Raw genomic sequence first — 25,028 nt, 5'->3', positions numbered from 1 at the left:
TTTTGTGCTTATACCTTCATTCAATGGCATCGTCTCACGGGAGGATTGAGGAGACAATGGGGAAATAAGCCCTTAAATACCTTTGCTGAAGCACTCGAGGCATTTCGCACTGCTGTATCTTTTCGTTTTGTCCACTGGCTTGCCCATAATACTGAGGTATTTTCTGCTTATAAAGCTAGTTTAGGCTTTGTTTGGGCTTGAGTTTTGTTTAAGTACCGATAGTACCAAGTCTGATTTATAGAGGATACTTTGATTAATTGTTTTTGGCAATGGGTAATGGTTTTGGGCAATGGACTTAAGCCCATTGTTCGTACTTTCGTGTGATGTTGATAAAAATAGCTCAGAATTGCAGTTTCTGCCTAATGATTGGATAATGTTATATTATTAGCCTGTTTTTGCGCATAAATTTTAGTTAGACGAATTAACCCGATGACTTACAGCACTAAAGAATTAATTGATTTTTTAGAAATGGAATTGAAGGCCACATGGAGTGGTAAAAGATTAATTTTTAATACTTCAGAAAAGCTAGATAATCCCGTGGTTTCAAAGGCACTGGATATGGATAAAACGGGAAGGGTATTTATTTTTAGGGATTTTCGTCGTCAAATCCATGAGTATCAAGAAAAAAATAATGTTTCTGGTTTGATTAAGAGAAAAATTACTTTTAAGGGAAAAAGTTTTAGTTTTCCAGAGGTATATAATCAATTAATTGCCATCGAAGGAGATAAGGATTTTTTGGTGGAGGCGAAGTCTTCGGTATTAGATTTTTGGCAAGAGGTGACGGAGGGAATGAAGTATTATTTATCGGAGGATAGGGAAAATAGTTTAACTTCTGAGCAATTGGAGGAGTTGTATCAAGAGGCTGAGTGGGCAGAGTTGGATACGGGAAAAAATGAAGTTTATTTGGGTTTATGTTGGGGAAATCCTAATGAATATGTAAATCAGTGGGCGCAACCTGAATCGGGATGTCGCCGTATAATTGCTAGTTATGATAAACCAAGTTCTATTAGTATTTAAAAATAATGAATTTTAATTGGGAAAAGGTCAAAGAGTATCAGGATATTTTATATTTTAAACATGGGGGCATTGCAAAAATAGTTATTAATCGACCCCATAAACGTAATGCTTTTCGTCCGCAAACGGTATTTGAATTATATGATGCTTTTTGTGATGCGAGGGAAGATCAAAAGGTTGGGGTAATATTGTTAACGGGCGCTGGGCCCCATACCGATGGGAAGTATGCTTTTTGCTCTGGGGGCGATCAAAGTGTGCGGGGCAAGGCTGGATATGTGGGTAATGATGGGGTACCTCGTCTTAATGTGCTGGATTTGCAACGGTTGATTCGCACTATTCCCAAGGTGGTAATTGCCTTGGTGGCTGGATATGCCATTGGCGGTGGTCATGTTTTACATCTTATTTGTGATTTGTCCATTGCGGCGGATAATGCTATTTTTGGGCAAACTGGGCCGAAGGTGGGTAGTTTTGATGGGGGTTTTGGGGCGAGTTATTTGGCTAGGGTAGTGGGGCAGAAAAAAGCCCGTGAAATCTGGTTTTTGTGCCGTCAATATAACGCCCAAGAGGCATTGGATATGGGTTTGGTTAATAAGGTGGTCCCCGTTGAGCAGTTGGAGGCGGAGGGCATTGATTGGGGGAAGGAAATTTTGGCGAAAAGCCCCATCGCCATTAGATGTCTCAAGTCGGCGTTTAATGCTGATTGTGATGGACAGGCAGGGTTACAGGAGTTGGCGGGAAATGCGACTTTACTTTACTATCTGACGGAGGAGGGCGCTGAGGGTAAACAGGCATTTTTGGAAAAACGTCCACCAAATTTTAACGAGTACCCATGGTTGCCGTAATTTTGGGGAGATGCTCCTTAGTCCTTAAATAAGTCTCCAATGGTGGGCAATACCCACCCTGCACAATGTTAATCCCATGTAACTAGGCGACGCTCTTTGAGGATGTGGGCATATACGGCTTCGGTTTGTTTTGCCAAGTCTTGCCACCTAAATCTATCTTGTAAGTCTTGGTAAGCATTTTTAACTAATGTATGGGCATAGTCTGGGTTTTGTAATACTTGTAAAATTCCCCATGCTAGGGAGTTATAGTCATTGGCGTAGGTGATGATGCCTGTTTTATCATGTTGGACTACTTCGGGAAGTCCCCCTGCATTGGATACGACGACGGGAACTTTAGAGGCGAAACTTTCTAGGGCAACGATGCCGAAGGGTTCGTATAAGCTGGGGAAAACGGCACAGTCGGCGATGGTTTGAAATTTGTTGAGGTCTTCTTCTGACATAAATCCTGTAAAGTAACATCTATCCCATATACCGAGGTTTCTGGCTTGGGTTTTCATTCTGCTGGTGTCTCCTCCACCGATGATAATAAATTTGGCTTTGGTGTTGGTGGCGTTGAGGATTTGGGGGGCGGCGTTGAGTAATACTTGAACTCCTTTTTCGTAGGTCATTCTACCAACGTAGTAGATTATTTTTTCGTCGTCGGCGGCGTATTTACGGCGAAATTGTTGTTTATCGAAGTAGGGGGGATGCTGCTTTTTTTCGGCTCGAATGCCGTTATAGACTACGTCAATTTTATCCCAAGGGCAATTGAAGGTTATGTGGGTTTCTTGGCGCATGTAGTTACTACAGACAATTACTCGCCATGCGTTATATACGAGGTGGCTTTCTTGGTTAAAGACGTGGGCTTGGGTTTGATTATGGATGCCGTTGTGCCTACCGTATTCCGTGGCGTGGATGGTGGCTACTAATGGTATTTTATATTGATGTTTAAGGGCGATCGCACTGTGGGCTACTAACCAATCATGGGCATGGATAAGATCAAAAGTACCAGTATTATCAATCAATTTTTCTGCCTGATATTGCATACTATGATTCATGTTATTCACCCATTCAAAAAAGTTATCATGGGGGGCTACAGGCACACGATAAATTTTAAGTCCTTCTACTTGCTCATATCTTGGGGCGCTACCAAATTCTACGGTAATTAAATGTATATCATGATCTAACTTAACGATTTCAGGATATAATTCTGCTACGTGACGAGCGATGCCCCCTACTATTCTCGGCGGAAATTCCCATGCTAGTACCAGTATTTTCACGCTATCCCTTCCTTGTTAGTTGATGATGTGCTAAAGAGTGACGGTAATTAAATTACCCCCATTCCTTCGATAATGTTTCTCTCTGGTGCAAAATATGTGCTTACTCATTATTCATTATTGTTGAATAATAATCAATTTTAATTTCAAAAAAAACTAATGCTCCATTGTTGGTTATCCCTTCTCAAACAATATCGCCTCATCGCTGTTATTAGGGCATCGAGTTTGGAGGTAGGGGAAAAAATGGCTTATACGGCTTACGATGCTGGAATTAGGTTAATCGAAATCACATGGAATAGTCATCAAGCAGCAAAATTAGTGTCTCATCTACGGCAAAAACTGCCCGATGGTTATGTGGGGGTAGGTACTATTTTAACCTTGTCTGAGCTAAAGGATGCCATAGAAGCCCAAGCCCAATTTGCCTTCAGTCCTCACTTTGACCAAGATTTACTAACCCTTGCCCATGCTCATCATCTGCCCTTCAACCCCGGCACCCTTTCCCCCACCGAGATTATCCATGCTTTTAACGCAGGGGCTAGGGCGGTTAAGGTTTTTCCCGTCAAGGCATTGGGAGGGGTGGACTACATTAAAAGTTTACAAGCCCCCATGGCAGGGTTTCCTTTGATTCCTACGGGGGGGGTAAAAATGGCTGAAAGTATGGATTTCCTTGAAGCAGGGGCGATCGCCCTTGGACTATCGGGAGATTTATTTCCCACGGATTTAGTGAAAGATGGGCAATGGGAGATAATAGGCGATCGCATTTACCAACTAATCCAAAGGATTAACCACCCCCCACAATGGTAACCACCTCGAGGCGATCGCCATCTTGTACCATGGTAGAATCCCAATATTGACGATGGAGAATTTCGCCATTATATTCTAGGGCAATGAGACGGGGGTTAAATTTTAATATCTCCAAAAGTTGTAATAAAAGCAAATTAGTTTCAAACTGGTGAGCCTCACCATTTACCGTAATATTAATTTTTCCTTGGTTCATACTTTTCCATTAACAATAATTTTTCCACTACTCATTACCCATTACTCATTACCCATTACCCATTACTCATTACTCATTACTCATTACTCATTACCCATTACCCATTACCCATTACCCATTACCCATTACTCATTACTCATTACCCATTACCCATTACTTAACCCCTAATACGGTGTCCGATGTCACGACGGAAATAAATACCCTCAAAAGATATTTTATCCATGGCATGGTAAGCAGAGGCGATCGCCCCTTCAAAATCATTAGCCATGGCAGTAACACCCAAAACCCTACCCCCATCGGTAATAAGGGTATTATTATTCAACTTTGTACCCGCATGGAATACCGTTGCCCCCGTTTTTTGTGCCTCCACAATGCCAGAAATTTCCTTCCCTTTTTCATAACTACCGGGATAACCAGCCGATGCCCCCACCACACACACCGCACTACCATCATGCCATTCCAAAGGAGGTAAAGAAGCCAAATTTTGATCAGCACAGGCCAAAAGCACATCAAACAAAGGAGTTTTGAGCATTGGTAAAACCGCCTGAGTTTCAGGATCTCCAAAACGACAGTTAAATTCAAGGGTTTTCGGTTCACCCTCTGGGGTAATCATCAATCCCGCATACAACACTCCCCGATAGTCGATGCCCTTTTCCTGTAATGCCTTGAGGGTAGGTTCTAAAACTTCCTTATAAATGCGATCGCCCAATTCCGCCGTCACCAAAGGAGTCGGTGCATAAGCCCCCATACCTCCAGTGTTTGCCCCCGTATCACCTTCCCCCACCTGTTTATGATCCTGAGCCGCTATCAAAGGACGAATAGTAAGCCCATCAGTGAGAGCCAAAACAGACACCTCCTGCCCCGTTAAAAACTCCTCTACCACCACCGTAGAAAACTTTTGGGCAAAAAGTTCCTCAATAGCCCCCAACGCCTCATCTAGGGTCATGGCTACCACCACCCCTTTTCCTGCTGCCAAACCATCGGCTTTCACCACTATGGGCGCCCCCTGTTGTTTGATATACTCCTTTGCATTCTGCGCATCGGTAAAAGTAGCGGACTTTGCCGTAGGTACATTAGCCCTAACCATCAAATCCTTAGCCCAAGACTTACTCGCCTCGATGGTTGCCCCCGCCTTGTCCGGACCAAAAACCTTAATATTATGCTCTCTCAAATAGTCGGTAATACCCAAAGAAAGGGGTAATTCTGGGCCTACCACCACTAAATCGATGGCTTCTTTTTTTACCAAGTCCACCATAGACGCAAAATCATCCACCCCTATGGCGACATTTTGACAGTTTTCCAGAGTGGCAGTACCTCCATTACCGGGAGAGCAAAAAACCTTATCTACCTCGGGAGATTGTAACAGTTTCCATGCCAAAGCGTGTTCTCTTCCACCGTTACCGACTACTAATACTTTCACGTTTTTTTTCCTTGCACTCATTCATCTACATACAAGGGTCAATTTTAGCTTAAATTACTCCTCTATCTCTCAGATAACGGGAAAATTCATAACTGGCAGATTGCATACGTCCATATCTTTGGTTGGTAAAATCTCTCATCACATCATAGGTAGGATAAGCAAGGGCAACTAAGAGGGCTAATGAGCCGATAACTTTGGTATATTTATTCCACATAGCTATATTTCCTCAAGATTAGGTAATTTTTTTTAGGGTTATTAGCAACAAAATATTTTGCTTAAAAGAAGTCTATAAATTTTAAAGATATTAATTTTTTTGAACTATTGAGATAGTAAAATAAGGACGATTATTTTTGAAAAAAGTTTCCTAGATTTTCTCTAATGTCCAATGTCTCGGGGATGATTGATAGATATTAACTTGTTGCCATTGTAGCTCATGGATAATGGTTTTGATTTCTTCCATGGTCAGGGCTGCGTGGAGGGAGTCTTCAAACAGTTGTTTTTGTCTGGGGCTATAGTCTAGGTTAGCTTGGGCTACGATATGAGCTACTTCTTGGGAGGATTTTGGGCGTAACAAGTCTCGGATAATTACTTTACCCTCTGGCTTAATGACTCGATCAATTTCTTGGAATAAATCGAGGGGGTTTGGAATGTGGTGGACTAAACTGTTGGACATAACCACATCAAAGCTATGGTCAGGATAAGGGAGTTTTTTACTATCTGCTAATTCTAGTTTTATTTGTTGATTTTTATTAGCTAAATTAATATTTTTTTGAGCTATTTTTAACATGGAAGGGGCTAGGTCGATCGCCCTTATTTGACAGTCGGGGCGCATTTGTGAAAATATAATGGGTATCTTTGCCGTCCCCGTGCCTAAATCGAGGATTAAACTATTTTCGGGTGTTATTTTACAGACTACAAGGGCAAAATTTTGGTTAACCTCCGTAAAATCCATGGAGTCATACTCAAGGGCTTCCTCTTCACTGTCCATTACTTCTGGTTCTAAAGTGCGATCGATCATCTGCTAAGACTGTTAATATGGGATTGGATATATTGTACTTTTTACTGTTTCCAAAAGACTCCTTTTACTCATAAAAATCTTCCATCAGTCCATTTCTTCGCCATGGTTGAAACAAATTTGTATTATATGCCGTCTAAACACCTAGGTTTACTTTTATAAGCCGAAATCATACCATAAATTTCTTTTCCCACAAAGTCATGAAACGTCGCTTATTTCACACATTATTATCTATCACCGTTGCCCTCACCGTTATTTTTAATAACGTTACCGTTAGTTATGCCCTTCCTTGGGGAGAGCTATTTTTAAGGGGTATTCAAGTCATCCAAATTAGTAATATTTCCGATAGGCAAGAAGTGGAATATGGACGACAAATGCGCCAACAATTAGTTAATGGCGGTAGGGTAAAAGTATATCGAAATCGTAACGTTAATAATTATATTAATAACATTGGACAACAATTAGTGAAAGTGAGCGATCGCCCCAACTTGCCCTATACTTTTACTGTGGTAGATAATGATCAAATTAATGCCTTTGCCACCATGGGGGGCTTTGTGTATATCAATACAGGATTAATCCGCACCGCCTCCAACGAAGCAGAATTAGCCAGTGTTATTGGCCATGAAATCGGCCATGTGGTAGCCAAACACTCCCAAAAACAAATTCGTCAACAAGCCGTTACCCAAGGATTATTAAGCGCCGCAGGATTAGGCAATGCCCAAATTGTACAGCTAGGAGTAGCTGCCGCCATCAGTTTACCCAATAGCCGTCAAGATGAATTAGAAGCCGACACCCTTGGTTTAAAAATGATTACTGAAACTGGTTACGCCCCAAGGGCAATGCCAGATTTTATGCAAAAACTTGATAGGGGCGGAAGGGCAAGTATTCTCAGCACTCACCCCGGGGCAGCGGAAAGGGTAATCGCCCTTAACAGACAAATCCCCCCCGAGACTGCTAACCAAGGTTTTGGCTTAGACACCAATGAATATCGTAATAATATTCGTCCTCTGACTCTACGTTAATTGCCATAGGTTCATAAGGGGTAATCATTTTAATAATAGGTGACAATATCATTTAGCCATGGGACAAATCAACCTTCTTGATACTCGTACAAGTAGTTTTGGAGATTTACTGGGGAATGGTAAAATTTATCGAGTACCTTTATTTCAAAGAAACTACTCTTGGCAAAAGGAAAATTGGGAAGATTTATGGGAGGATATATTAGCACTTTATCATAATCCTGAAGCTAGTCACTATATGGGGGCGATCGTCCTTCAAAACATAGCTACTTCCGATAAAGAATTTCAAATTATTGATGGTCAGCAAAGATTAGCTACCCTAAGTATTATTGTTATCTGTGTTATTGAGGAAATCAACAATTTAATTCAAGCTCAGAAAGATAAGGAAGCCAATCAAGAAAGACAAGAAATTTTAAGGCGTACTTATTTAGGAGATAAAGATCCTCGATCACTCCGTTACTCAAGTAAAATACTATTAAATGAAGGTAATAATGACTTTTATCAAAGTAATTTAATTAACTTAAGAAAACCACGTAATTTAAGAACCCTTTCAAAATCAAATCAATTACTCTGGGGTGCTTTCGACTATTTTAGTAATGAGTTAGGAAAATTAACGGCGGTAACAGCCACGGGGGAAAACCTCACAGAATTCCTAACAGATATTATTGCTAAAAAGTTATTATTTATTCAAATCAACGTAGAAGATGAATTAAATGCTTATACAGTTTTTGAAACTCTCAATGCTAGAGGTATTGATTTAAGTGCCACGGATTTATTAAAAAACTACCTATTTTCTCTATTCCAAGGGCCCGATGATTTACAAGAAGCCCAAAGACAATGGCGAAGAATCATTAATACAGTACCCATGGCAAAATTTCCCGAATTTCTGCGCTACTATCTGAGTACCAGAAAAATTCGAGTAAGACGGGAGAGACTATTTAAAGTTGTCCGTGAATGGGTTACAAATCCTCAACAAGCCTTTACTTTGCTCGATGAGTTGGAAAACTACGGCGGTTTGTTTATAGCATTGAGCAATCCCTATGATGATTTTTGGATTGATACCCCTGAAAATTGTGCTTATATCCGTGAATTAAATTTATTTAGGGTAAAACAAGCCTATCCTGTTTTTTTTGCTGCCTACCATTGCTTTTCTCCAGAAAATTTCACCCGTTTACTAAAATTAATTTGTGTGGTTTCTTTTCGTTATAACGTAGTTAGCGGTTTGAATCCTAATGAGTTAGAAAAAATTTATAATCAAGTTGCCGTAGCTATTAACAAAAAAGAAATTAATAACCCTCGACAAGTATTTGATAAGGTGCGCTCGATTTATGTCTCGGATGATAAATTTAGTCAAGATTTTTCTATTATGACTATATCCACTAAGGGGCAGGGAAAAAAGTTAGTTAAGTATATTTTTTGTAAGTTGGAAAATGATATTTCAGGATTAAATATTGATGAGGATAGTTTTTCCATTGAACATATTTTACCTGAGTCTCCTTCCCTCGAATGGAGGGAGTTTTTTACGGATAATCAAATGGAAGAAATGGTTTATCGTTTAGGAAATATGACTCTATTAGAACCTCATTTTAACCGTGAAATTGGTAATAAAAGTTATTCTTTTAAAAAGGACTTTTATCAAAAAAGTAGTTACAGTTTAACCCAAAAGATTTTAGCTGAAGAATGGAATCCCGAGAGTTTAAATAGACGACAACAACATCTAGCAAAAAGAGCAATTTCTATATGGCGATCGCCCTTTATTACTTCATAACGATTAATTATCCATGGGATTATCTTTCTTTTCCGCTGCCTTAAAATCAGTCTTATTTTTAGTAGTACCATAGGATAAGGGTATAACTTGCCCTTGGTTTTTAGGTTTTTTCATCCTCTCTTGCCGACGATGGGAGGTTTTTTCCTCGCTGGTGTTTTCCGCTACCACTTCGTATAACTTCGCTAACTTTTCTTGCTGATTAGCCTTGCGCAAAATACGCCCCAATCGTTGGATATATTCCCTAGTTGACCCTGTACCTGATAATATTATGGCAATCTTGGCATCGGGTACGTCAACCCCTTCATTTAACACATGGGATGCCACTATAATTTTATAATCTCCTTCCCTATATTTGGTCAAAATTTTATGACGCTCTTTTACGGGGGTTTGATGGGTAATGGCAGGGATTAAAAACTGTTGCGAAATACGATATACCGTGGCGTTATCGTTGGTAAACACTAACATTTTATCGGGATAATGTTCACTAATTAACTCCGTTAATACCTTCAGTTTACCATCAGTACCTGAAGCAATGTCCTTGGCTTGACGATGGGCTATCATTGCCCTTCTTCCTTCGGCGGATTTGGCACTAGCCATGACAAATTGTTGCCACCCTTCAAGGCTGGAGAGATAAATATTAGCTTGTTTTAAAAAGTCGTTGCGGGTTTGGACGGCTTGTTGATATTGCTTTCTTTCCTCGGCACTGAGGGTTACTTTGATGGGGATGATTTCATATTCACTGAGGGCAATTTTTGATAACTCTTCGGGGGTTTTACGGTAAATTACTTTACCGATGAGGGTATCAAGTTTATTATGGCTTCCGTCTCCTCTTTCGGGGGTAGCGGTTAAACCAAGGCGATAGGGGGCGATGGATTCTTCGGCGATGACTTTAAAAAAGTCGGTGGGTAGATGGTGGCATTCGTCAAAAATTTGCAGGGCGTATTGGTTGCCTAGATGTTTGGCATGGATGGCGGCGCTGTGATAGGTGGCGATTAAAATAGGGCTACTGTCGTGGCTTCCTCCCCCCAATAAGCCTACTTCTATATCGGGAAATGCGTTTTCTATTTGGGCATACCACTGGTGCATCAAGTCGAGGGTGGGTACTACTATTAGGGTGGTGCGAGGGGTACAGGCGATCGCCATTTGAGCCAGATAGGTTTTTCCTGCGGCGGTGGGCAAGACGACAACCCCTTTTCTTTGGGCTTTTTTCCATGCTTCAAGGGCTTCTTGTTGGTGGGGATAGGGGGTAAGGGGAAGATTGGCTTCTACATCAAGGGTGCTAAATTCCTTGGCATCGTCAATGAAGTTGATTTGGTTTTCTTCTAGGGTTTCTATTAATGAGCGATATTGATGGGCTGGGATACGAAATTTTTCTACCCTGTCATCCCATGTGGCAAAATCTATCCATGCTTTTCCTTTTGGGGGCGGATGTAATATTAATGTACCTCTATCGTATGTTAGTAAGGGCGATCGCCTCATATCTGGTATGTTTAATATATTTTGTCTAATACAACTATTATAAATTCATAGTTTTTTCGTACAACTCAACGGTTTTTTTAACCATCACCTCACTATCAAAAAACTCCTGATAACGTAAATAACTATTTTTACTAAACTTTTCCCGTAATGAAGGACTTTCAATCAACTTGATTAAACTATCGGCAATCTGTCGAGGATTTTTAGGCTCAACAATAAAACCATTTACATTATCATACACCTGCTCAGGAATACCTCCCACATTAGTACCAATAACCGGTTTTGCCAATGACATGGCTTCTACACAAGCTAAACTAGCCGCTTCTTGCAAAGATGGTAATACGAATATATCGTATAAAGACATTAAATTGGGTAAATCTTCAATGTAACCCGCAAAAATTATGAGATGCCCTATCTTTAATTCTTCAGCCTCTTTTTTTAGGGATTTTTCTAATTTTCCTGTCCCTGCAATTACCAATTTTAAGTTGTAATTTACTTGCTTATTTTCCAATGATAAATACCCATGCACTAGGGCAAATCCTTGTAATAAATAAGTTAATCCTTTTACCTCATTAAGACGGGCAGCGGTGCCAATAATAATGTCTTGCTTTTTGTTTAAGTTAAATTTATGTAGATAGTTTAAAGACTGTTCACTACTTAATGGAGTTTTTTTTACGCCATTGTAAACTAAATTTAGTTTGTTATTATTTAATCCCAACTCTTTTAAAATATTAAACTCTGCTTGACATACACTAATAACATTATCCGCCAATAAATTACTAAAAAAACAACTTAATTTATAACTAACTTTAGCATTATAGCCGTGATACCCATGGACTGTAAAAATAATAGGAATTTTTCTAAGATTTAAACGAACAGGAATCATTAATTCATGGGCTGCATGAATGTGTACTAGGTCAATTTTAGTTATTTTATTTATTTCTCTGATAGCTGTAGATAATTCAAAAAAACCTTTTAAAAAATTATTATCCCAACTGGTAAATTTTTTATGATTAATAGTTAATTGACTAAAAAGAGATACCCCTTCTCCCTCTGGTGCTAATACAGAAATATTGTATTGATCTGTTAATTTTTCTATCAAGCTAAAAGCCTGTTTTTCCGTACCAGCTAAGTTAAGGTAAGGGAGGATGAATAGTATATGTTTCAAGTTATGTTTATTCAAGCAATTGTTGATATTTTTTAATTTAAAATTAGTTATATTCGCTATAATAAAATAAATTAATTAGTTATTATTAACTAACATTTTTTTGATTTTTTTTAGTTTTATATTTTTTTCTTTGTTTAACTAAAATTAGTTTATGTTACTAATAAAAAGTATGAATTTTATTAAATAGCGTTATTTTAGAAATTGTTTACTTGTTATAATAGCTACAGATTAATCTTTTATCATACACTATGACAAGTTTACAAGATTTACAAAAAGCTCAGGGTGCAATTTTTTCTTCATCAGATAATACCCCCTCTAGTTTTAATAATGATTCCATGGTAGTTAATCAAGTATTTCAAGGAGTGGCACTGTGCGATCACCTAGTGGCGCTTTGCGATCGCACTTGTTGTGGTTTAATAAAAGTATCAGGGGAAGATAGACTTTCATTCATTCATAATCAGACCACAAATAAAATTCAATCCCTCAAAAGTGGAGAAGGAGCTATAAGTGTTTATGTCAATTCTACAGGTAGAACCATCGATTTAGTAACCGTTATAGTGAAAGAAAAAGAACTATTAATATTAACATCTCCCCAACAAAATCAACCACTAATGGAGTGGATGGATAGATATATATTCCCTTTTGATAAAGTTGAATTAACAGACTTAACAGGAAAATATGCAATTTTTACCCTCATAGGAGACAAAAGCCCCGCAATTTTAGAAGAATGGGCAACAGAATCTCAACTCAACGCCCCAGAATTTAGCCATTATTCCATTAATATCCATGGGGTTGAAGTAACCCTTGTTATCGGTAGTGGTTTTAAAATTAAGGGCTATACCCTCATCATTCCCGAAGAAAAAGCATCGATTATCTGGGAAAAACTAACCAGTAAAAATGTTACCCCCATAGGCAACGAAGGTTATGAGAAATTAAGAGTTTTACAAGGAAAACCTAAACCTAACCATGAATTAACTGCCGATTATAATCCCCTAGAAGTTGGGTTATGGGATACTATTTCTTTTGATAAAGGTTGCTATATCGGGCAAGAAACCATCGCTAGGTTAAATACCTACAAGGGAGTAAAACAAAGATTATGGGGTATTAAATTCGCTACACCTGTAAATTTGAGCGAAAGTAAGTTAATAACCCTCAATGGAGAGAAGGTTGGTAGTATTACCAGCTACTGCGATGCCCCAGAAGGAGTATTTGCCCTAGGTTATATCCGCACTAAAGCGGGGGGGTTGGGGTTAAAAGTGATGGTAAACGGAATAGAGGGGGAAGTGGTTTCATTACCTTTTGTACATCATCCCGAGGGATAATGGATAATTGAAAATGAATAATTGATAATAAAACTTTTATCTCCCCGTCACTATGAAGGCTTAATGCCTGACGTTTAATGTCCAGCGCACCTTAAATGGTTACCTACGTTGGTTAAATCTATTTCTTGTTTCTACGGGGATAGGTACTAAGGCATAATCGGTGTCTTGATGTTGCCATGATTGCACCAATCTTTTTAAACCTTCTCCGTTGGTTAAAGAAATTGTTAAAAGTGCAATCGCTGTTAATAATAAAGTTAAAAATACCATTTTTTTTCAAGCTCCTTTGCTTGACTACATCTTTATATTAACTTATGTAAACCCAAATAACAATTCCTTGACAAAAACACATTCTTATGCAGTAGCTATTAACGTTCTCCAATGTTGCTACTAATATTCGTACACTAACATCGCAATCCCATACCAATGGTGAGAATTTTTAATCGAGTCCCCCCCCTGAAGGAGGAGAGTACGTTGTCCTGTTTTTATTATCAATTATCAATTATCAATTATCAATTATTAATTACTTAATATCTTCCCTCAATCCGAATCCACTCATAACCATTAATAATACCCTGAAAATAATCTGCCATGGTTTCAATGGGATAAGGCGTAACCCCATTCACCCCAAACCAACGGGAGTAAAGGGCTTGAGATTCAGGCACCCCCACCACAACCCCCTGCATATATTGCACTAAGCTAAAATTAACAATATTACGCCACTCAGATTGATTTTGAGGTAAAGTACAGGCATAGGATTCAATCATGTAGGGAAATTCTGGCACAATTTCATAATCGTCAGAATCGGACACCCTAGCCTTGAGGGCTTGTAACAAAATACCATCCCCAGCAAACCCTACCACCTCATCATTCTGTACCATTTTCCATCCCTCCTCCTCACTCTCCACAAAAATAAACTCTGCATCGGGGGCAAAATTACGGATAGCGGTTTCGTTGGTGGTATCAGGAATTACAGCAATTTTAGCTCCTGCGAGGGATTCAGCATTAGCCCACCGACTACCCCGATTAACAATCATTTGAGTACCACTAGCAAAATAACTGGTAGAAAAATCTACATAATTATTCCTTTCCCAAGTGATGGTAGTTGAACCACATTCGATGTCAATAACTCCCTCGGTTATTTGTTCAAATCTATTGTCAGGGGTAATTTCAATCAATTCTAACTCTATGGGTTTACCCAATCTAATCTGAGTTTCTTCCTTAATTAACTCTAATAATTCGATGGCGTATCCCGTGGGTTTTCCATCATCCCCAACAAAAGCAAAGGGTACGGTATCAGGACGATAACCAGCCCTAATTACTCCTGTTTCCCTAATTTGGTTGATAATATTTCCCGCCCATACTTGGGGGGTTAGAGCAGAAAAAATAGATAAAGATAAACCGAAAGATAAAATTTTTTTTAGCATTTTTAGGACTGATTTAATATTAAAAAAAGCTACTGTTTAATCAGCATACATCAAGAAGATACTGATCAAACAATAGCTAAATAAAAGATAATTAACAATTAAATGTTATGAAGAAAATATCTCCAAATTTCTATCTATTAAAACGAGACTGCCGAGAGGGGCGAGGAGACTGATTTAATTGGGCTTGAGGTGCAGAAAACCGATTTCTATTTCTGATGGATTGATTCTCTTCAGAAGGGGCGACAATATCTCTGATTTGTCCTTCCGTGGGGGTTTGATTCATTTCTGGCTGGGGTTCGGTCATATTTTGCTCTTCTTGCATCTCCATGGTTTCTTCGGGGGCAGTATAGCTAAAGTAAACATGCCCTAAAGCATTACCTTGATAGCTTCTTCTGGAAAATCTCCACCCGGGGTTGAGGTTGACGCGCATGGCTTGATCGTTATATTCTCCTACCGTACCCACCTCAATACGTCTATTTTCACGCATATTAAAACCAATTAGGTTTAACTCTCCATCTCTCCTGACAAAGGTTAAAAGATAGTTTAGCCCTAAATCTTGCCCTTCATAACGAATGGAATAACCGTTGGCATCGGTAGCACGACGACAATGGCCACTAAAATCGAAGTTAACTAATAGTAAATCTACGTTGGTGGGGCTAGAGCCATTTTCACTCCAACAGGTATTCATTCCAGGAATTTGTTCCACAACGATTAAATTTACTCTATTACTATCGCCAAAAGGTTGAGCCACAGCGATAAAATTTTCTTGATCAACTTCTATTTCATCGAATATTCCAGCCCTAGCGGAGTTCATGGGAATCAAACCTAAAATAGAGGTTAAGGCAAGGGTAGCAAGTTTTATGGGCAAGGAAGATTTAAGCATAATTAATTCAAATTTTGTCAAATTTAGTAATTTTTTCACTATTTAAAGTTATCTTATTTGACTACGTTTTGATCAACTGAGTTCCTGATTTTTGGTAGTTTCTTTTTCGATTTATTGTTTTAGGAGGGTTTTTTCTCTATTTTTAACAGGGTTAGTGCGATCGCCCAGAAGTCCTACTAATAAAGCACTAGGGGGCTGAGTATAGGGCCAAGCAAAAGCATGACGAAAAGAAGCATCCTGACAGGCTTGGAGTTGTTTAAAATCGATAATATCTTGGGTTAAAAGATTTTCATACTCAAAAGGAAGACGAACATTATGCAATCCAGCATTATCGGTACAAATGGCAATATCCACCCCCGCCTCAAAACAACGATCAAAAACGGTTTTTAATTGTTTTAATTCCTGTAGAGTACCTGTTTTAATATAGGTGGTAGGACATATTTCTAAACATTGATTAAGGGAAGCCACTTCTGTTAAAAGTTCAGGATGTTGTAAGGGAATTTGAATACCATGACCAATACGCATTAAATATGGAAGTAGCTCAGGATAAGAGCCGTGGGGGGTTTCAAATAAATGTCCTGTGGTTTTTATGCCCCGACTACGGGCATATTGATATAACTTTACAAATTCATCTATCTTATCTCCATAAAGTTTATCACCCCCAGCCACATCGATCGCACATATTTGATGTTTATTATCCCCAGCTAAATCCACAATTGCTTTATTTACTTCATAGGATAATCTAGTGTGCATACACAAAATTTGGCTAGTAATGATAGGATACTCATTCACCTTCGATGCCTTATCTACCACCTCCACAATGGCTCTCATTTGCTCTATTCTTTCGCTTTCCGATAACTTTGGGTTCGTGCGTAGATAGGGAGTATAACGCATTTCTAAATAGGCTAAATTTTCAAAAATATAAGCCCCACGAATAAGACGATAGATAAAGTAAGGGAGAGTATCAATATTTTGGACACTCTCCACAAGGGTATGTAATTCTAAATATTCATCAAGGGTATTTCTTTCCCTAGTATAAAATTCCTCAAACTCTTTATATTGGGGATATTTTTCCGCCAAATCAGGGTTATGACGTTGGAAATAGCGCCAGAGAATACGGGGTACTACCGAACCCCCCAAATGTCGATGTAAATCGGCGTATAGTGCCATGGTTAAACTCCTTGGATAATGGTTTGATGGGTTTTTTACCCTTAACCTTTCAGTGTATTCCATATTTTTAGGAGCGGTTTATTTTTCAAAACAAAAGGCGGAAGCAAAAAAAGACTGTAAGTCAAAGGAAAATAGTGATTAGAATGAAAGGGAATTTAATTCCGAGCAATTTTTTATCATGGATTTTCTTTCAGACACCCTAGTTTTATCAAGGATGCAGTTTGCATTCACGGCAATTTTTCATATGTTATGGCCTGTGTTGACTACGGGCATGGCAATATATTTAGTAATTGTAGAAGGATTATGGCTCAAAACAAAAAATCCAGACTACTACTATCACGCTCGTTTTTGGGCTAAGTTGTATGTGCTAAACTTCGGAATTGGTGTGGCTTCTGGCTCCCCCATGGCTTTTCAATTCGGCACTAACTGGGCGCCTTTTTCCGAGTCGGTGGGAGATTTTTTTGGTAGTATTCTCGGTTTTGAAGCAACCATGGCATTTATGCTAGAAGCTGGTTTTTTAGGTATTATGTTATTTGGTTGGGAAAGAGTAAACCCCGTTATCCACTATATGGCTACTATTTTGGTAGCTTTTGGGGCAAACCTTTCTACCTTTTGGATTTTGATTGCCAATTCTTGGATGCAAACCCCCGCAGGAGGGGAATTTGTGGAAGGAAAATTTGTGGTGAGTAACTATTTTGAGGGGATGTTGAATCCTTTTATGGTAAAAAGTGTCTCCCATATGTTTTTGGCTACCCTCGAAACATCTTTGTTTGTGATTGGGGGCATTAGTGCTTGGTATTTACTCAAAAAACGTCATCAGGCTTTTTTCACTCGCTCCCTTAAAATTGTGCTAATAATGGCGATCGCCATTACCCCTTTACAAGTCTATGTAGGACATCTAAGCGCCGAGCAAGTATATCACTACCAACCCACCAAATTAGCCGCCATGGAGGCGTTGTGGGATACCGTACCCGCAGGGGAAAAAGCGGATTGGAGTCTATTGGCTTCCCCAAATAATAAAATGGAGAGCAATAACTGGGAAATCAAAGTACCTAACGCCCTAAGCTATATCCTAGAGTTTAAACCCCGTCTCAGTGAGCCTGTATTGGGCTTGAAAGAATGGAAACCAGAAGATCGTCCCTCCATGGTAGGGTTAGTGTATTATGCGTTTCGTCTGATGAGTGGTATTGCCTTTTTGTTTGTGGGTATCATGGCAGTATCCGTAATTCAGTGGATTCGGGGCAAATTTACCCCTGAGAATTTAGCAAACCAAAAACTGTTGATGTGGGCATGGATATTCAGCGCCCCTACGGGTTATTTGGCAGTGGAATCGGGGTGGATAGTGCGCTGTGTGGGTAGGCAACCTTGGGTTGTGTATGGGCAAATTCGCACGGCGGATGCGGTTTCTAATTTACCATCGGGAAATGTCTTAACTTCCCTAAGTATTTTTCTAGTTATCTATACCTTACTTTTCTTTTCTGCCCTCTATTTCGGCAGTCGCATCATCAGAAAAGGACCTAACTTTGATTTACCTTTACCCGGCGCCACGGAGAAGGAAACTCCTTTAGAAGTAAATCCCGCTAAACATATTCCTAATAGTCGTCCTATTAATTAGGTGTCAGGTTTCGGGTATGAGGTTGTAGGTAGGTATCAGGGGAAAAATTATTATCTCTTGGTTTTTCCCCGTTGCCCTAATTAACTATCAATTATTGATTTTGAGGAATTTTTGTAATGGAATCATTAGATTATTTATTGCCCCTAGTGTGGTTTGCCATTTTGGCGCTATTTCTGTTTATGTATGTGATGCTAGATGGCTTTGATTTGGGGGTGGGTATCCTTTCCCTTACTTCTTCCACGGAGGAGAGGAGGGGTATATTAATGACGAGTTTAAGTAATGTATGGGATGCTAATGCCACTTGGTTAATTTTGATGGGGGGTAGTTTATTTGGGGCTTTTCCCCTTGCCTATGCCACCATTTTAAGCTCCCTTTATATCCCGATTATGATTATGGTAATTGGGTTAGTATTTCGCACCGTGGCGTTTGAGTTTAGGGAAAATTCTGAAAACAAGTTTTTTTGGAATGTGGCTTTTGGTGTTGGTAGTTTGGTGGCAACTATCGGACAAGGTTTTGCCCTTGCGGGGGTAATTGAGGGGATTAATGTGGACGAAACAGGGCATTTTATTGGCTCAACTTGGGATTGGTTTAACTGGCGTAGTGTGGTGATTGCCTTAACTTTAATCCAAGGTTATGTTTTAATTGGCTCTTGTTATCTAATTATGAAAACTTCTGATACTTTACAAGAAACCCATTATAGGACGGCTAAACTAGCTTCTATTACCACTTTACTAGGTGCGATCGCCATTACCACTGTAACCCCTATTTTCTCCATTTTTGCACGAAATCGACTATTTGAAGAACCCTTCGTTTATATTTTTAGTGCCATTCCCATCATTGGATTAGGCTTAGTAATTCTTTTGTTTATTAGTCTCAATAAAAAGCAAGAAAAAACACCTTTTATCCTCACGATTTTAATCTTTTTACTAACCTTTGTGGGTTTAGCATTAGTGGTATTTCCCTACATCATTCCCCCTAGTATTACCATCTACCAAGCAGCCGCATCCCCTAGCTCATTGGTATTTATGCTCATATTCATTGGATTTTTGATACCTATTATGTTGTTTTATAACGTTTACAATTACTTTGTTTTCCGAGGAAAAGTTACCGCAGAATAGATATTGTCCTTGTTAGGGGTGGTTTGATAGGGGTTGACTGATATTCAATCCCTATACTATTAGGGTTTAAAACCATGACGCTATCAAGCATAAATAATTATCAATTCTCCATCATCAATTATCAATTACGGATCAACCCATTGACAGGGGGTAAACAATCGATATATTGTACTACGATACAGTCGGTTAATATTTTTGTGGGCAAAAGCTGACCGTTGTTATTTATTATGTCTTAATAGTCTATTTTTTTTTGATAGGCTACCAGAATTGTTCACAAAAAAGAGATTAATAATTGTAATTGAATAACTAAATTAAAGTATAAAAGTATAGGAGAAAAAGTGCGTAGAATTATTATTGCTGGTAACTGGAAAATGCACAAAAATCAAAGGGAATCTTTAGAATTTTTACAGGACTTTTTACCTCATTTAGAAGATACCCCCGAAGAGAGAGAGACTATTTTATGTGTGCCTTTTACTACCCTAAATTTCATGTCCAAAAATTTACACGGTAGCCGAGTTAAACTAGGCGCTCAAAATATCCATTGGGCAGAGGAAGGGGCTTTTACTGGAGAAGTTTCTGGGGCAATGTTAACAGAAATCGGCTTAAACTATGTAATTGTAGGGCATAGTGAGCGTCGCCAATATTTTGGGGAAACCGATGAGACTGTGAATAAAAGATTGTTAGCGGCCCAACGTCATGGCTTAACTCCTATTCTTTGTGTGGGTGAAAGTAAGGCGCAAAGAGATGCCAGAGAAACTGAGCAGGTAATTTTTGACCAACTAAAAAAAGGTTTAGTAGATGTTGATCAGGATAATTTAGTTATAGCATATGAACCCATATGGGCGATCGGCACTGGGGATACCTGTGAGGCAACGGAAGCTAATCGGGTTATCGGTTTAATTCGTGGGCAGTTGACTAATAAGGATGTTACTATCCAGTATGGTGGCTCGGTAAAACCTGATAATGTGGATGAAATTATGGCTCAATCCGACATTGATGGGGCTTTAGTGGGTGGTGCTAGTCTTCAGGCGGATAGTTTTGCAAGATTGGTTAATTATCAATAGGTGTCCAATGGTGGGTAATGCCCACCCTACTCTCGTCATTTGTAATACTAATCCTTGGGATGTTTGGCTATGCCTAGTTTGACAAGGTTTTTTTCTAAAATTTGAATAAAATTAGCATCTTTGAGGTATATCTGGCGATCGCCACTAGGATATAATAAGTAAGGGTTAGTGCTATCTTTGTCAATGAAGGTAAAAGCCTTTTTAAACTCTAAGGAATTAGATTTTATGGGTGCATCAAAGTGCGCTGGAATAATCTGCTCAAAATTCCATAACGATACCAAATTAGCCCAATTTAAAACCTTTTTGGAGGCTTGGGGCAAAATCAAACTTTCGAGGATGGGGGCGACGAGAAGACGATTCCGAATGGCAAGGAATGAGGTTTGCCACCCCGATAACCAACGAAAGGGAAAAATACCGAAATAATTACGACGGGTGCGGTTAGGGGCGTTAATAGCATTGATGATTAACTCTTTCAAACCCACCGTATCAATCATACTGGGGCGAAAATAAAGGGCAAATAAACAAATTCTTTGCCATCCCTTTAGGCGGTTAAATTCATTGTCTGGTAAATCATCAAGGGCTGTTTCACGGGCATGAAAAAGTAAAGGAAAAGGATTTAACTCCACAATTTCGGGGGGTTTTTCAGGAATGGAGATAACCGTATCTGTCACCAAAAGGGTGCGGGATGACTTATGATACATGGCCACCTCAGAAAATGAGCCTTGGGTTAAATCAATGTCGAGGATATGATATTCAAACTCTTTGGCAAAGGGAGATTCTCGCCAATCAAGGGGTAAAAATTTCGTTCTGTTGATGGGAAAGCCAACCCAAGATAATGGTAAACGAAAGGGAAAAGTCCATTGACTAGGCACACAATAAATTTCGGCGTAGGGGAAGCAACGGGCAAAGGGGGGTACAAATATTTTATGTTCTAATCCTGAACTGGTAGAGTGGATTATATATTTAATTTTGCCATGGAGAGCTTCTAATTCTTGTACTAATTTTACACATTCTCGGGTAGGGGCGATCGGGCAATATACCAACAACCCTCCTTCCTCTAGCTTAATTACCGTCATGCGAATTGGCACCACGGCATATAATAATCCATGGGGTTGCTCAAATGTCCAAATTTTATCTCTTAAGACTTCTTTCCTGATGGTTGCCCTGCGATTATAAGGGTAGAGAGGCAACAAAAACCACCAGCCCCATTTTTGCTCTTTAGTATTAATACTCACGTCAATGGACAATTAAATATTTATAATATTACTCTTTTATTTGTCTTAAAATAGCTCGTAGAAAAATAATGTTTCCCATTCAACTAAGCCATAGAAGTTAAGAACCTTATTCTTTATCTTAACAATTCAGATACAAGCGAGACAAACAATAAATAAGTTTAATTTAATTGTCCATTGTCAATTGTTAATTGTCAATTGTCAATTGTTTTATTTGATGCCCAATAATTCCACATCAAAAATAAGGGTAGCATTAGGAGGAATGACACCACCAGCGCCCCTGGCACCATAACCTAAATCTGGGGGAATAATTAGAGTAGTTTTGTCGCCAATTTTCATATTAGCAACACCCTCATCCCATCCTTTAATTACTTGCCCTACTCCAATGGTAAAGGTAAAAGGTTGATTTCTGTCTTTTGAGCTATCAAATTTTTTGCCCCTTTTATAACCTTCCTCCGATAGATAACCCGTATAGTGGACGGTTACTTTTTGGCCCCTAGTGGGAGATTCCCCTTCCCCTGCTTCGGTTTGTACCGAAATTAAACCAGTGGAAGAAGTTTGAGCGTTAGATAAATCGATTTCCATATTTCCTGTTTCCATAAGTTTACTTGCATTTGCCACCAAGGTAGGTGATTCTGTCTCAATTTTTTGGGTGGTAGTTGTCGATGCTACCGCACTGGGATTATTGTTAAAAATCACGGAGAAAATTAACATCCCAGCACATACAAAAATAATGCTTAAGCTAATGACAATCGGTTTCATTTTCTATTAAATGCCTTGAAGTCATTTTTTATTGTCCATGATTGACGGGCAAATGTCTATGATTTTAGGGTGGAGGGATTTTCTTAAGTTCTAATTAGCTTCTGTCAATTAACAATTATCAATTATCATATTAGTTAGGAATAAAGTATTTGAGTGATGAAAACAAGGGAAAATATAATTATCGGTGGTGGTATCATTGGTTTGGCGATCGCCATTGAGCTAAAATTAAGAAATAAACAGGTTACTATCCTCAGCCGTAACTTTAAACAAGCCGCTACCCATGCCGCCGCAGGAATGTTAGCCCCACGGGCAGAAAATTTGACGGGGGTAATGTTAGATTTTGCCTTACAATCCCTTGCCCTTTATCCCCAGTGGATTGAGAAATTATCACACCTTGGGAAAGAAGATGTAGATTATAATCCCTGTGGTATCATTGCCCCTGTTTATGAGATTCCGACAGATACTGCCCATCATGGGGGCGTATGGCTAGATAAGGAAAATTTAGCCCACTATCAACCCAACTTAGGAGAAGATGTGGTGGGTGGTTGGTGGTATGCCGAGGAGGGGCAGGTTGATCCTCGTCGTCTCGGTAATGTATTGTTAAATATCGCTCAATCCCTAGGGGTAGAAATTTTGGAGGGGGTAAGTGCGATCGCCTTTAGCCGTAGAGAAGGTAAAATAAAAGATGTAATTACCAAATCAGGCATATTTACCGCCCATAACTATATTCTAGCAGGAGGCTCATGGTCTGGAAAACTACAACCCCTCCCCGTACGCCCCATCAAAGGGCAAATGCTCAGTTTAAAAATGCCCACGGATAAACCCCTAGAAAGGGTTATTTTTGGGGATAATACCTACCTAGTGCCAAAACAAGACGGACGCTTAATCATCGGTGCTACGGTGGAAGACATCGGCTGGATTAAGGGTACTACCGCCCAAGGAGTCCATACCCTCCTTCACAACGCCATCAGACTTTATCCCCCCCTTGCCCAATGGAAGTTGAATGAAATCTGGTACGGCTACCGCCCCGGCACCCCCGATGAAATGCCTATCCTGGGCTATGGAGATGCTGAAAATCTTATCCTTGCCACAGGACATCATCGCAATGGTATTTTACTCGCCCCCATCACCGCCAAAATAATTAGTAATTTAGTGGACGGCAAACCCGATTCTTTCCTTCCATCTTTCAGTTATCTTCGCTTTAATCCCCCCGTAAATCCACCCTTACCCCCCCTCGTGAAAAACACCCCCAAAAATCAAACTATGAATTATCCTACCCCTAATCAAAGTAACGGTAACGGCTACCATGCTTATAGTAATAACATCGAAGATGATGGTTTAGTTATTGCAGGGCGTAAATTTAACTCCCGTCTGATGACAGGTACAGGAAAATATCCCAGTATCGAATCCATGCAACAAAGCGTTATCGCCAGTGGTTGCGAAATCGTCACCGTAGCCGTACGCAGGGTGCAAAATAACGCCCCTGGCCATGAAGGATTAGCCGAAGCCCTCGACTGGTCAAAAATTTGGATGTTGCCCAATACCGCAGGTTGTACCAACGCTGAGGAGGCTATTCGGGTGGCTCGTTTGGGCAGGGAAATGGCGAAATTACTCGGACAGGAAGAGAATAATTTTGTTAAGTTGGAAGTTATTCCTGATAGTAAATATTTACTACCTGATCCCATCGGTACGTTACAAGCAGCCGAGCAATTGGTAAAAGAAGGGTTTGCGGTGTTGCCCTATGTAAACGCAGATCCTTTACTGTGTAAGCGTTTGGAGGAGGTAGGGTGTGCCACGGTAATGCCCCTAGGTTCCCCCATTGGTTCGGGTCAGGGTATCCAAAATGTTGCTAACATTAAGATTATCATTGAGCAGTCTAAGGTGCCTGTGGTCATTGATGCGGGTATCGGTAGCCCCTCGGAAGCTGCCTATGGTATGGAATTAGGGGCCGATGCTTTATTGATCAACAGTGCGATCGCCCTTGCCGAAAATCCTGTTATAATGGCTCAATCCATGGGCCTTGCCACCAAAGCAGGAAGACTTGCCCATAAGGCAGGAAGAATCCCCATCAAAAACTATGCCAGTGCCAGTTCACCTTTAACAGGGATTGTGAGTCAATAGAGACAAAAAAACCTAACAGTAAATGCTGTTGGGAAGGTCGAAAAATTACCTTAAGTATGTCAAATGAATGGCCCCATTAAATTTCACAGGGGAAACTTAATCAAATTAACGGTGAGATGAAATTTGACAAATAAATAAAAGGCGATTGGCCTATTAGTTCAATGATAAACTATAATATTACGTGGAACATAACAACGTAATATGTTTATTTTAGAATACAAGTTAAGAGGAAAACCAGAGCAGTTTAAAGCTATCGATGAGGGCATTCGTACAGTCCAATTCGTACGCAATAAATGTGTTAGTTTCTGGATGAACTCTCAAAATGTAGGACAAAGGGACATT

Annotated in this window: 23 protein-coding genes and 1 pseudogene; 11 read left to right on the top strand and 13 right to left on the bottom strand. The window is 39.5% G+C overall.

Annotated features, from left to right (window positions below; translation table 11 throughout):
- From ACXITR_RS02105 to menB, 3 genes and pseudogenes are all read left to right on the top strand, one after another.
- A pseudogene (locus tag ACXITR_RS02105) lies at positions 1-201 on the top strand (IS701 family transposase); the annotation flags it as partial.
- A gap of 228 nt (positions 202-429) precedes the next feature.
- Entirely contained in the window at positions 430-1,017 is a 588-nt protein-coding gene (locus tag ACXITR_RS02100; RefSeq protein ID WP_457995579.1) for a hypothetical protein, read from the top strand.
- A 5-nt stretch (positions 1,018-1,022) separates the two neighbouring features.
- On the top strand, positions 1,023-1,856 hold the full coding sequence (menB, locus tag ACXITR_RS02095) for a 1,4-dihydroxy-2-naphthoyl-CoA synthase (RefSeq protein WP_457995578.1): 834 nt from the start codon (positions 1,023-1,025) through the stop codon (positions 1,854-1,856).
- Between the two features lie 68 nt (positions 1,857-1,924).
- On the opposite strand, the gene ACXITR_RS02090 is transcribed toward menB, so the two are convergent.
- A complete protein-coding gene (locus ACXITR_RS02090; RefSeq protein WP_457995577.1) occupies positions 1,925-3,115 on the bottom strand; it encodes a glycosyltransferase family 4 protein in 1,191 nt (396 codons plus the stop codon).
- Positions 3,116-3,271: 156 nt separating this feature from the next.
- Between ACXITR_RS02090 and ACXITR_RS02085 the strand changes: the two genes are divergently transcribed.
- Positions 3,272-3,916: a bifunctional 4-hydroxy-2-oxoglutarate aldolase/2-dehydro-3-deoxy-phosphogluconate aldolase gene (locus ACXITR_RS02085; protein WP_457995576.1), complete on the top strand. Its 645-nt coding sequence runs from the start codon at positions 3,272-3,274 to the stop codon at positions 3,914-3,916.
- On the opposite strand, the gene thiS is transcribed toward ACXITR_RS02085, so the two are convergent.
- From thiS to ACXITR_RS02065, 4 genes are all read right to left on the bottom strand, one after another.
- A complete protein-coding gene (gene thiS, locus ACXITR_RS02080) occupies positions 3,894-4,109 on the bottom strand; it encodes a sulfur carrier protein ThiS (RefSeq protein WP_457995575.1) in 216 nt (71 codons plus the stop codon). The two genes, ACXITR_RS02085 and thiS, sit on opposite strands and share 23 nt — an antisense overlap.
- 157 nt (positions 4,110-4,266) lie before the next feature.
- Positions 4,267-5,529 (bottom strand): phosphoribosylamine--glycine ligase, encoded by a 1,263-nt coding sequence (purD, locus tag ACXITR_RS02075; RefSeq protein ID WP_457995574.1) that lies wholly within the window; start codon positions 5,527-5,529, stop codon positions 4,267-4,269.
- Between the two features lie 49 nt (positions 5,530-5,578).
- Positions 5,579-5,743 (bottom strand): hypothetical protein, encoded by a 165-nt coding sequence (locus ACXITR_RS02070; RefSeq protein WP_457995573.1) that lies wholly within the window; start codon positions 5,741-5,743, stop codon positions 5,579-5,581.
- Between the two features lie 150 nt (positions 5,744-5,893).
- Positions 5,894-6,544, bottom strand: a complete 651-nt coding sequence (locus ACXITR_RS02065; protein WP_457995581.1) for a class I SAM-dependent methyltransferase — start codon at positions 6,542-6,544, stop codon at positions 5,894-5,896.
- Positions 6,545-6,744: 200 nt separating this feature from the next.
- Between ACXITR_RS02065 and ACXITR_RS02060 the strand changes: the two genes are divergently transcribed.
- Positions 6,745-7,566, top strand: coding sequence for a M48 family metallopeptidase (locus ACXITR_RS02060; protein WP_457995572.1), 822 nt, complete (start codon positions 6,745-6,747; stop codon positions 7,564-7,566).
- A 58-nt stretch (positions 7,567-7,624) separates the two neighbouring features.
- A complete protein-coding gene (locus ACXITR_RS02055; protein WP_457995571.1) occupies positions 7,625-9,331 on the top strand; it encodes a DUF262 domain-containing protein in 1,707 nt (568 codons plus the stop codon).
- 3 nt (positions 9,332-9,334) lie between these two features.
- On the opposite strand, the gene ACXITR_RS02050 is transcribed toward ACXITR_RS02055, so the two are convergent.
- Together ACXITR_RS02050 and ACXITR_RS02045 are read right to left on the bottom strand one after the other, a co-directional pair.
- Positions 9,335-10,810 carry a DEAD/DEAH box helicase gene (locus ACXITR_RS02050; protein ID WP_457995570.1) on the bottom strand — a complete coding sequence of 492 codons (1,476 nt, stop codon included), beginning with the start codon at positions 10,808-10,810 and terminating at the stop codon, positions 9,335-9,337.
- Between the two features lie 37 nt (positions 10,811-10,847).
- Complete coding sequence (locus tag ACXITR_RS02045; RefSeq protein ID WP_457995569.1) at positions 10,848-11,990, bottom strand: glycosyltransferase family 4 protein; 1,143 nt, start codon at positions 11,988-11,990, stop codon at positions 10,848-10,850.
- Positions 11,991-12,223: 233 nt separating this feature from the next.
- On the opposite strand from ACXITR_RS02045, the gene ygfZ reads away from it, so the two are divergent.
- Entirely contained in the window at positions 12,224-13,297 is a 1,074-nt protein-coding gene (gene ygfZ, locus ACXITR_RS02040) for a CAF17-like 4Fe-4S cluster assembly/insertion protein YgfZ (RefSeq protein ID WP_457995568.1), read from the top strand.
- 99 nt (positions 13,298-13,396) lie between these two features.
- Here ygfZ and ACXITR_RS02035 read toward each other — a convergent pair whose 3' ends face one another.
- From ACXITR_RS02035 to ACXITR_RS02020, 4 genes are all read right to left on the bottom strand, one after another.
- On the bottom strand, positions 13,397-13,564 hold the full coding sequence (locus ACXITR_RS02035; RefSeq protein ID WP_457995567.1) for a hypothetical protein: 168 nt from the start codon (positions 13,562-13,564) through the stop codon (positions 13,397-13,399).
- A 257-nt stretch (positions 13,565-13,821) separates the two neighbouring features.
- Positions 13,822-14,721 carry an amino acid ABC transporter substrate-binding protein gene (locus ACXITR_RS02030; RefSeq protein ID WP_457995566.1) on the bottom strand — a complete coding sequence of 300 codons (900 nt, stop codon included), beginning with the start codon at positions 14,719-14,721 and terminating at the stop codon, positions 13,822-13,824.
- Between the two features lie 130 nt (positions 14,722-14,851).
- A complete protein-coding gene (locus tag ACXITR_RS02025; RefSeq protein ID WP_457995565.1) occupies positions 14,852-15,604 on the bottom strand; it encodes a DUF3747 domain-containing protein in 753 nt (250 codons plus the stop codon).
- 111 nt (positions 15,605-15,715) lie between these two features.
- Positions 15,716-16,774 (bottom strand): adenosine deaminase, encoded by a 1,059-nt coding sequence (locus tag ACXITR_RS02020; RefSeq protein ID WP_457995564.1) that lies wholly within the window; start codon positions 16,772-16,774, stop codon positions 15,716-15,718.
- Positions 16,775-16,952: 178 nt separating this feature from the next.
- On the opposite strand from ACXITR_RS02020, the gene ACXITR_RS02015 reads away from it, so the two are divergent.
- The 3 genes from ACXITR_RS02015 (at position 16,953) to tpiA (ending at position 20,571) form a co-directional block, all read left to right on the top strand.
- A complete protein-coding gene (locus tag ACXITR_RS02015; protein WP_457995563.1) occupies positions 16,953-18,389 on the top strand; it encodes a cytochrome ubiquinol oxidase subunit I in 1,437 nt (478 codons plus the stop codon).
- 116 nt (positions 18,390-18,505) lie between these two features.
- Positions 18,506-19,507 (top strand): cytochrome d ubiquinol oxidase subunit II, encoded by a 1,002-nt coding sequence (cydB, locus tag ACXITR_RS02010; RefSeq protein WP_457995562.1) that lies wholly within the window; start codon positions 18,506-18,508, stop codon positions 19,505-19,507.
- A gap of 338 nt (positions 19,508-19,845) precedes the next feature.
- The gene (tpiA, locus tag ACXITR_RS02005) at positions 19,846-20,571 is read left to right on the top strand and encodes a triose-phosphate isomerase (protein WP_457995561.1); all 726 of its coding nucleotides are present in this window, start codon (positions 19,846-19,848) and stop codon (positions 20,569-20,571) included.
- Between the two features lie 47 nt (positions 20,572-20,618).
- On the opposite strand, the gene ACXITR_RS02000 is transcribed toward tpiA, so the two are convergent.
- Positions 20,619-21,806, bottom strand: a complete 1,188-nt coding sequence (locus ACXITR_RS02000; RefSeq protein WP_457995560.1) for a DUF4336 domain-containing protein — start codon at positions 21,804-21,806, stop codon at positions 20,619-20,621.
- Between the two features lie 207 nt (positions 21,807-22,013).
- A complete protein-coding gene (locus ACXITR_RS01995) occupies positions 22,014-22,565 on the bottom strand; it encodes an FKBP-type peptidyl-prolyl cis-trans isomerase (RefSeq protein WP_457995559.1) in 552 nt (183 codons plus the stop codon).
- Between the two features lie 156 nt (positions 22,566-22,721).
- Between ACXITR_RS01995 and thiO the strand changes: the two genes are divergently transcribed.
- The gene (thiO, locus tag ACXITR_RS01990) at positions 22,722-24,686 is read left to right on the top strand and encodes a glycine oxidase ThiO (RefSeq protein ID WP_457995580.1); all 1,965 of its coding nucleotides are present in this window, start codon (positions 22,722-22,724) and stop codon (positions 24,684-24,686) included.
- Positions 24,687-25,028: the final 342 nt, after the last annotated feature.

This window comes from Cyanobacterium sp., assembly GCF_054166785.1.
Note: the sequence above shows the minus strand (reverse complement) of the source record. Positions and strands in the feature narration are given on the sequence as shown.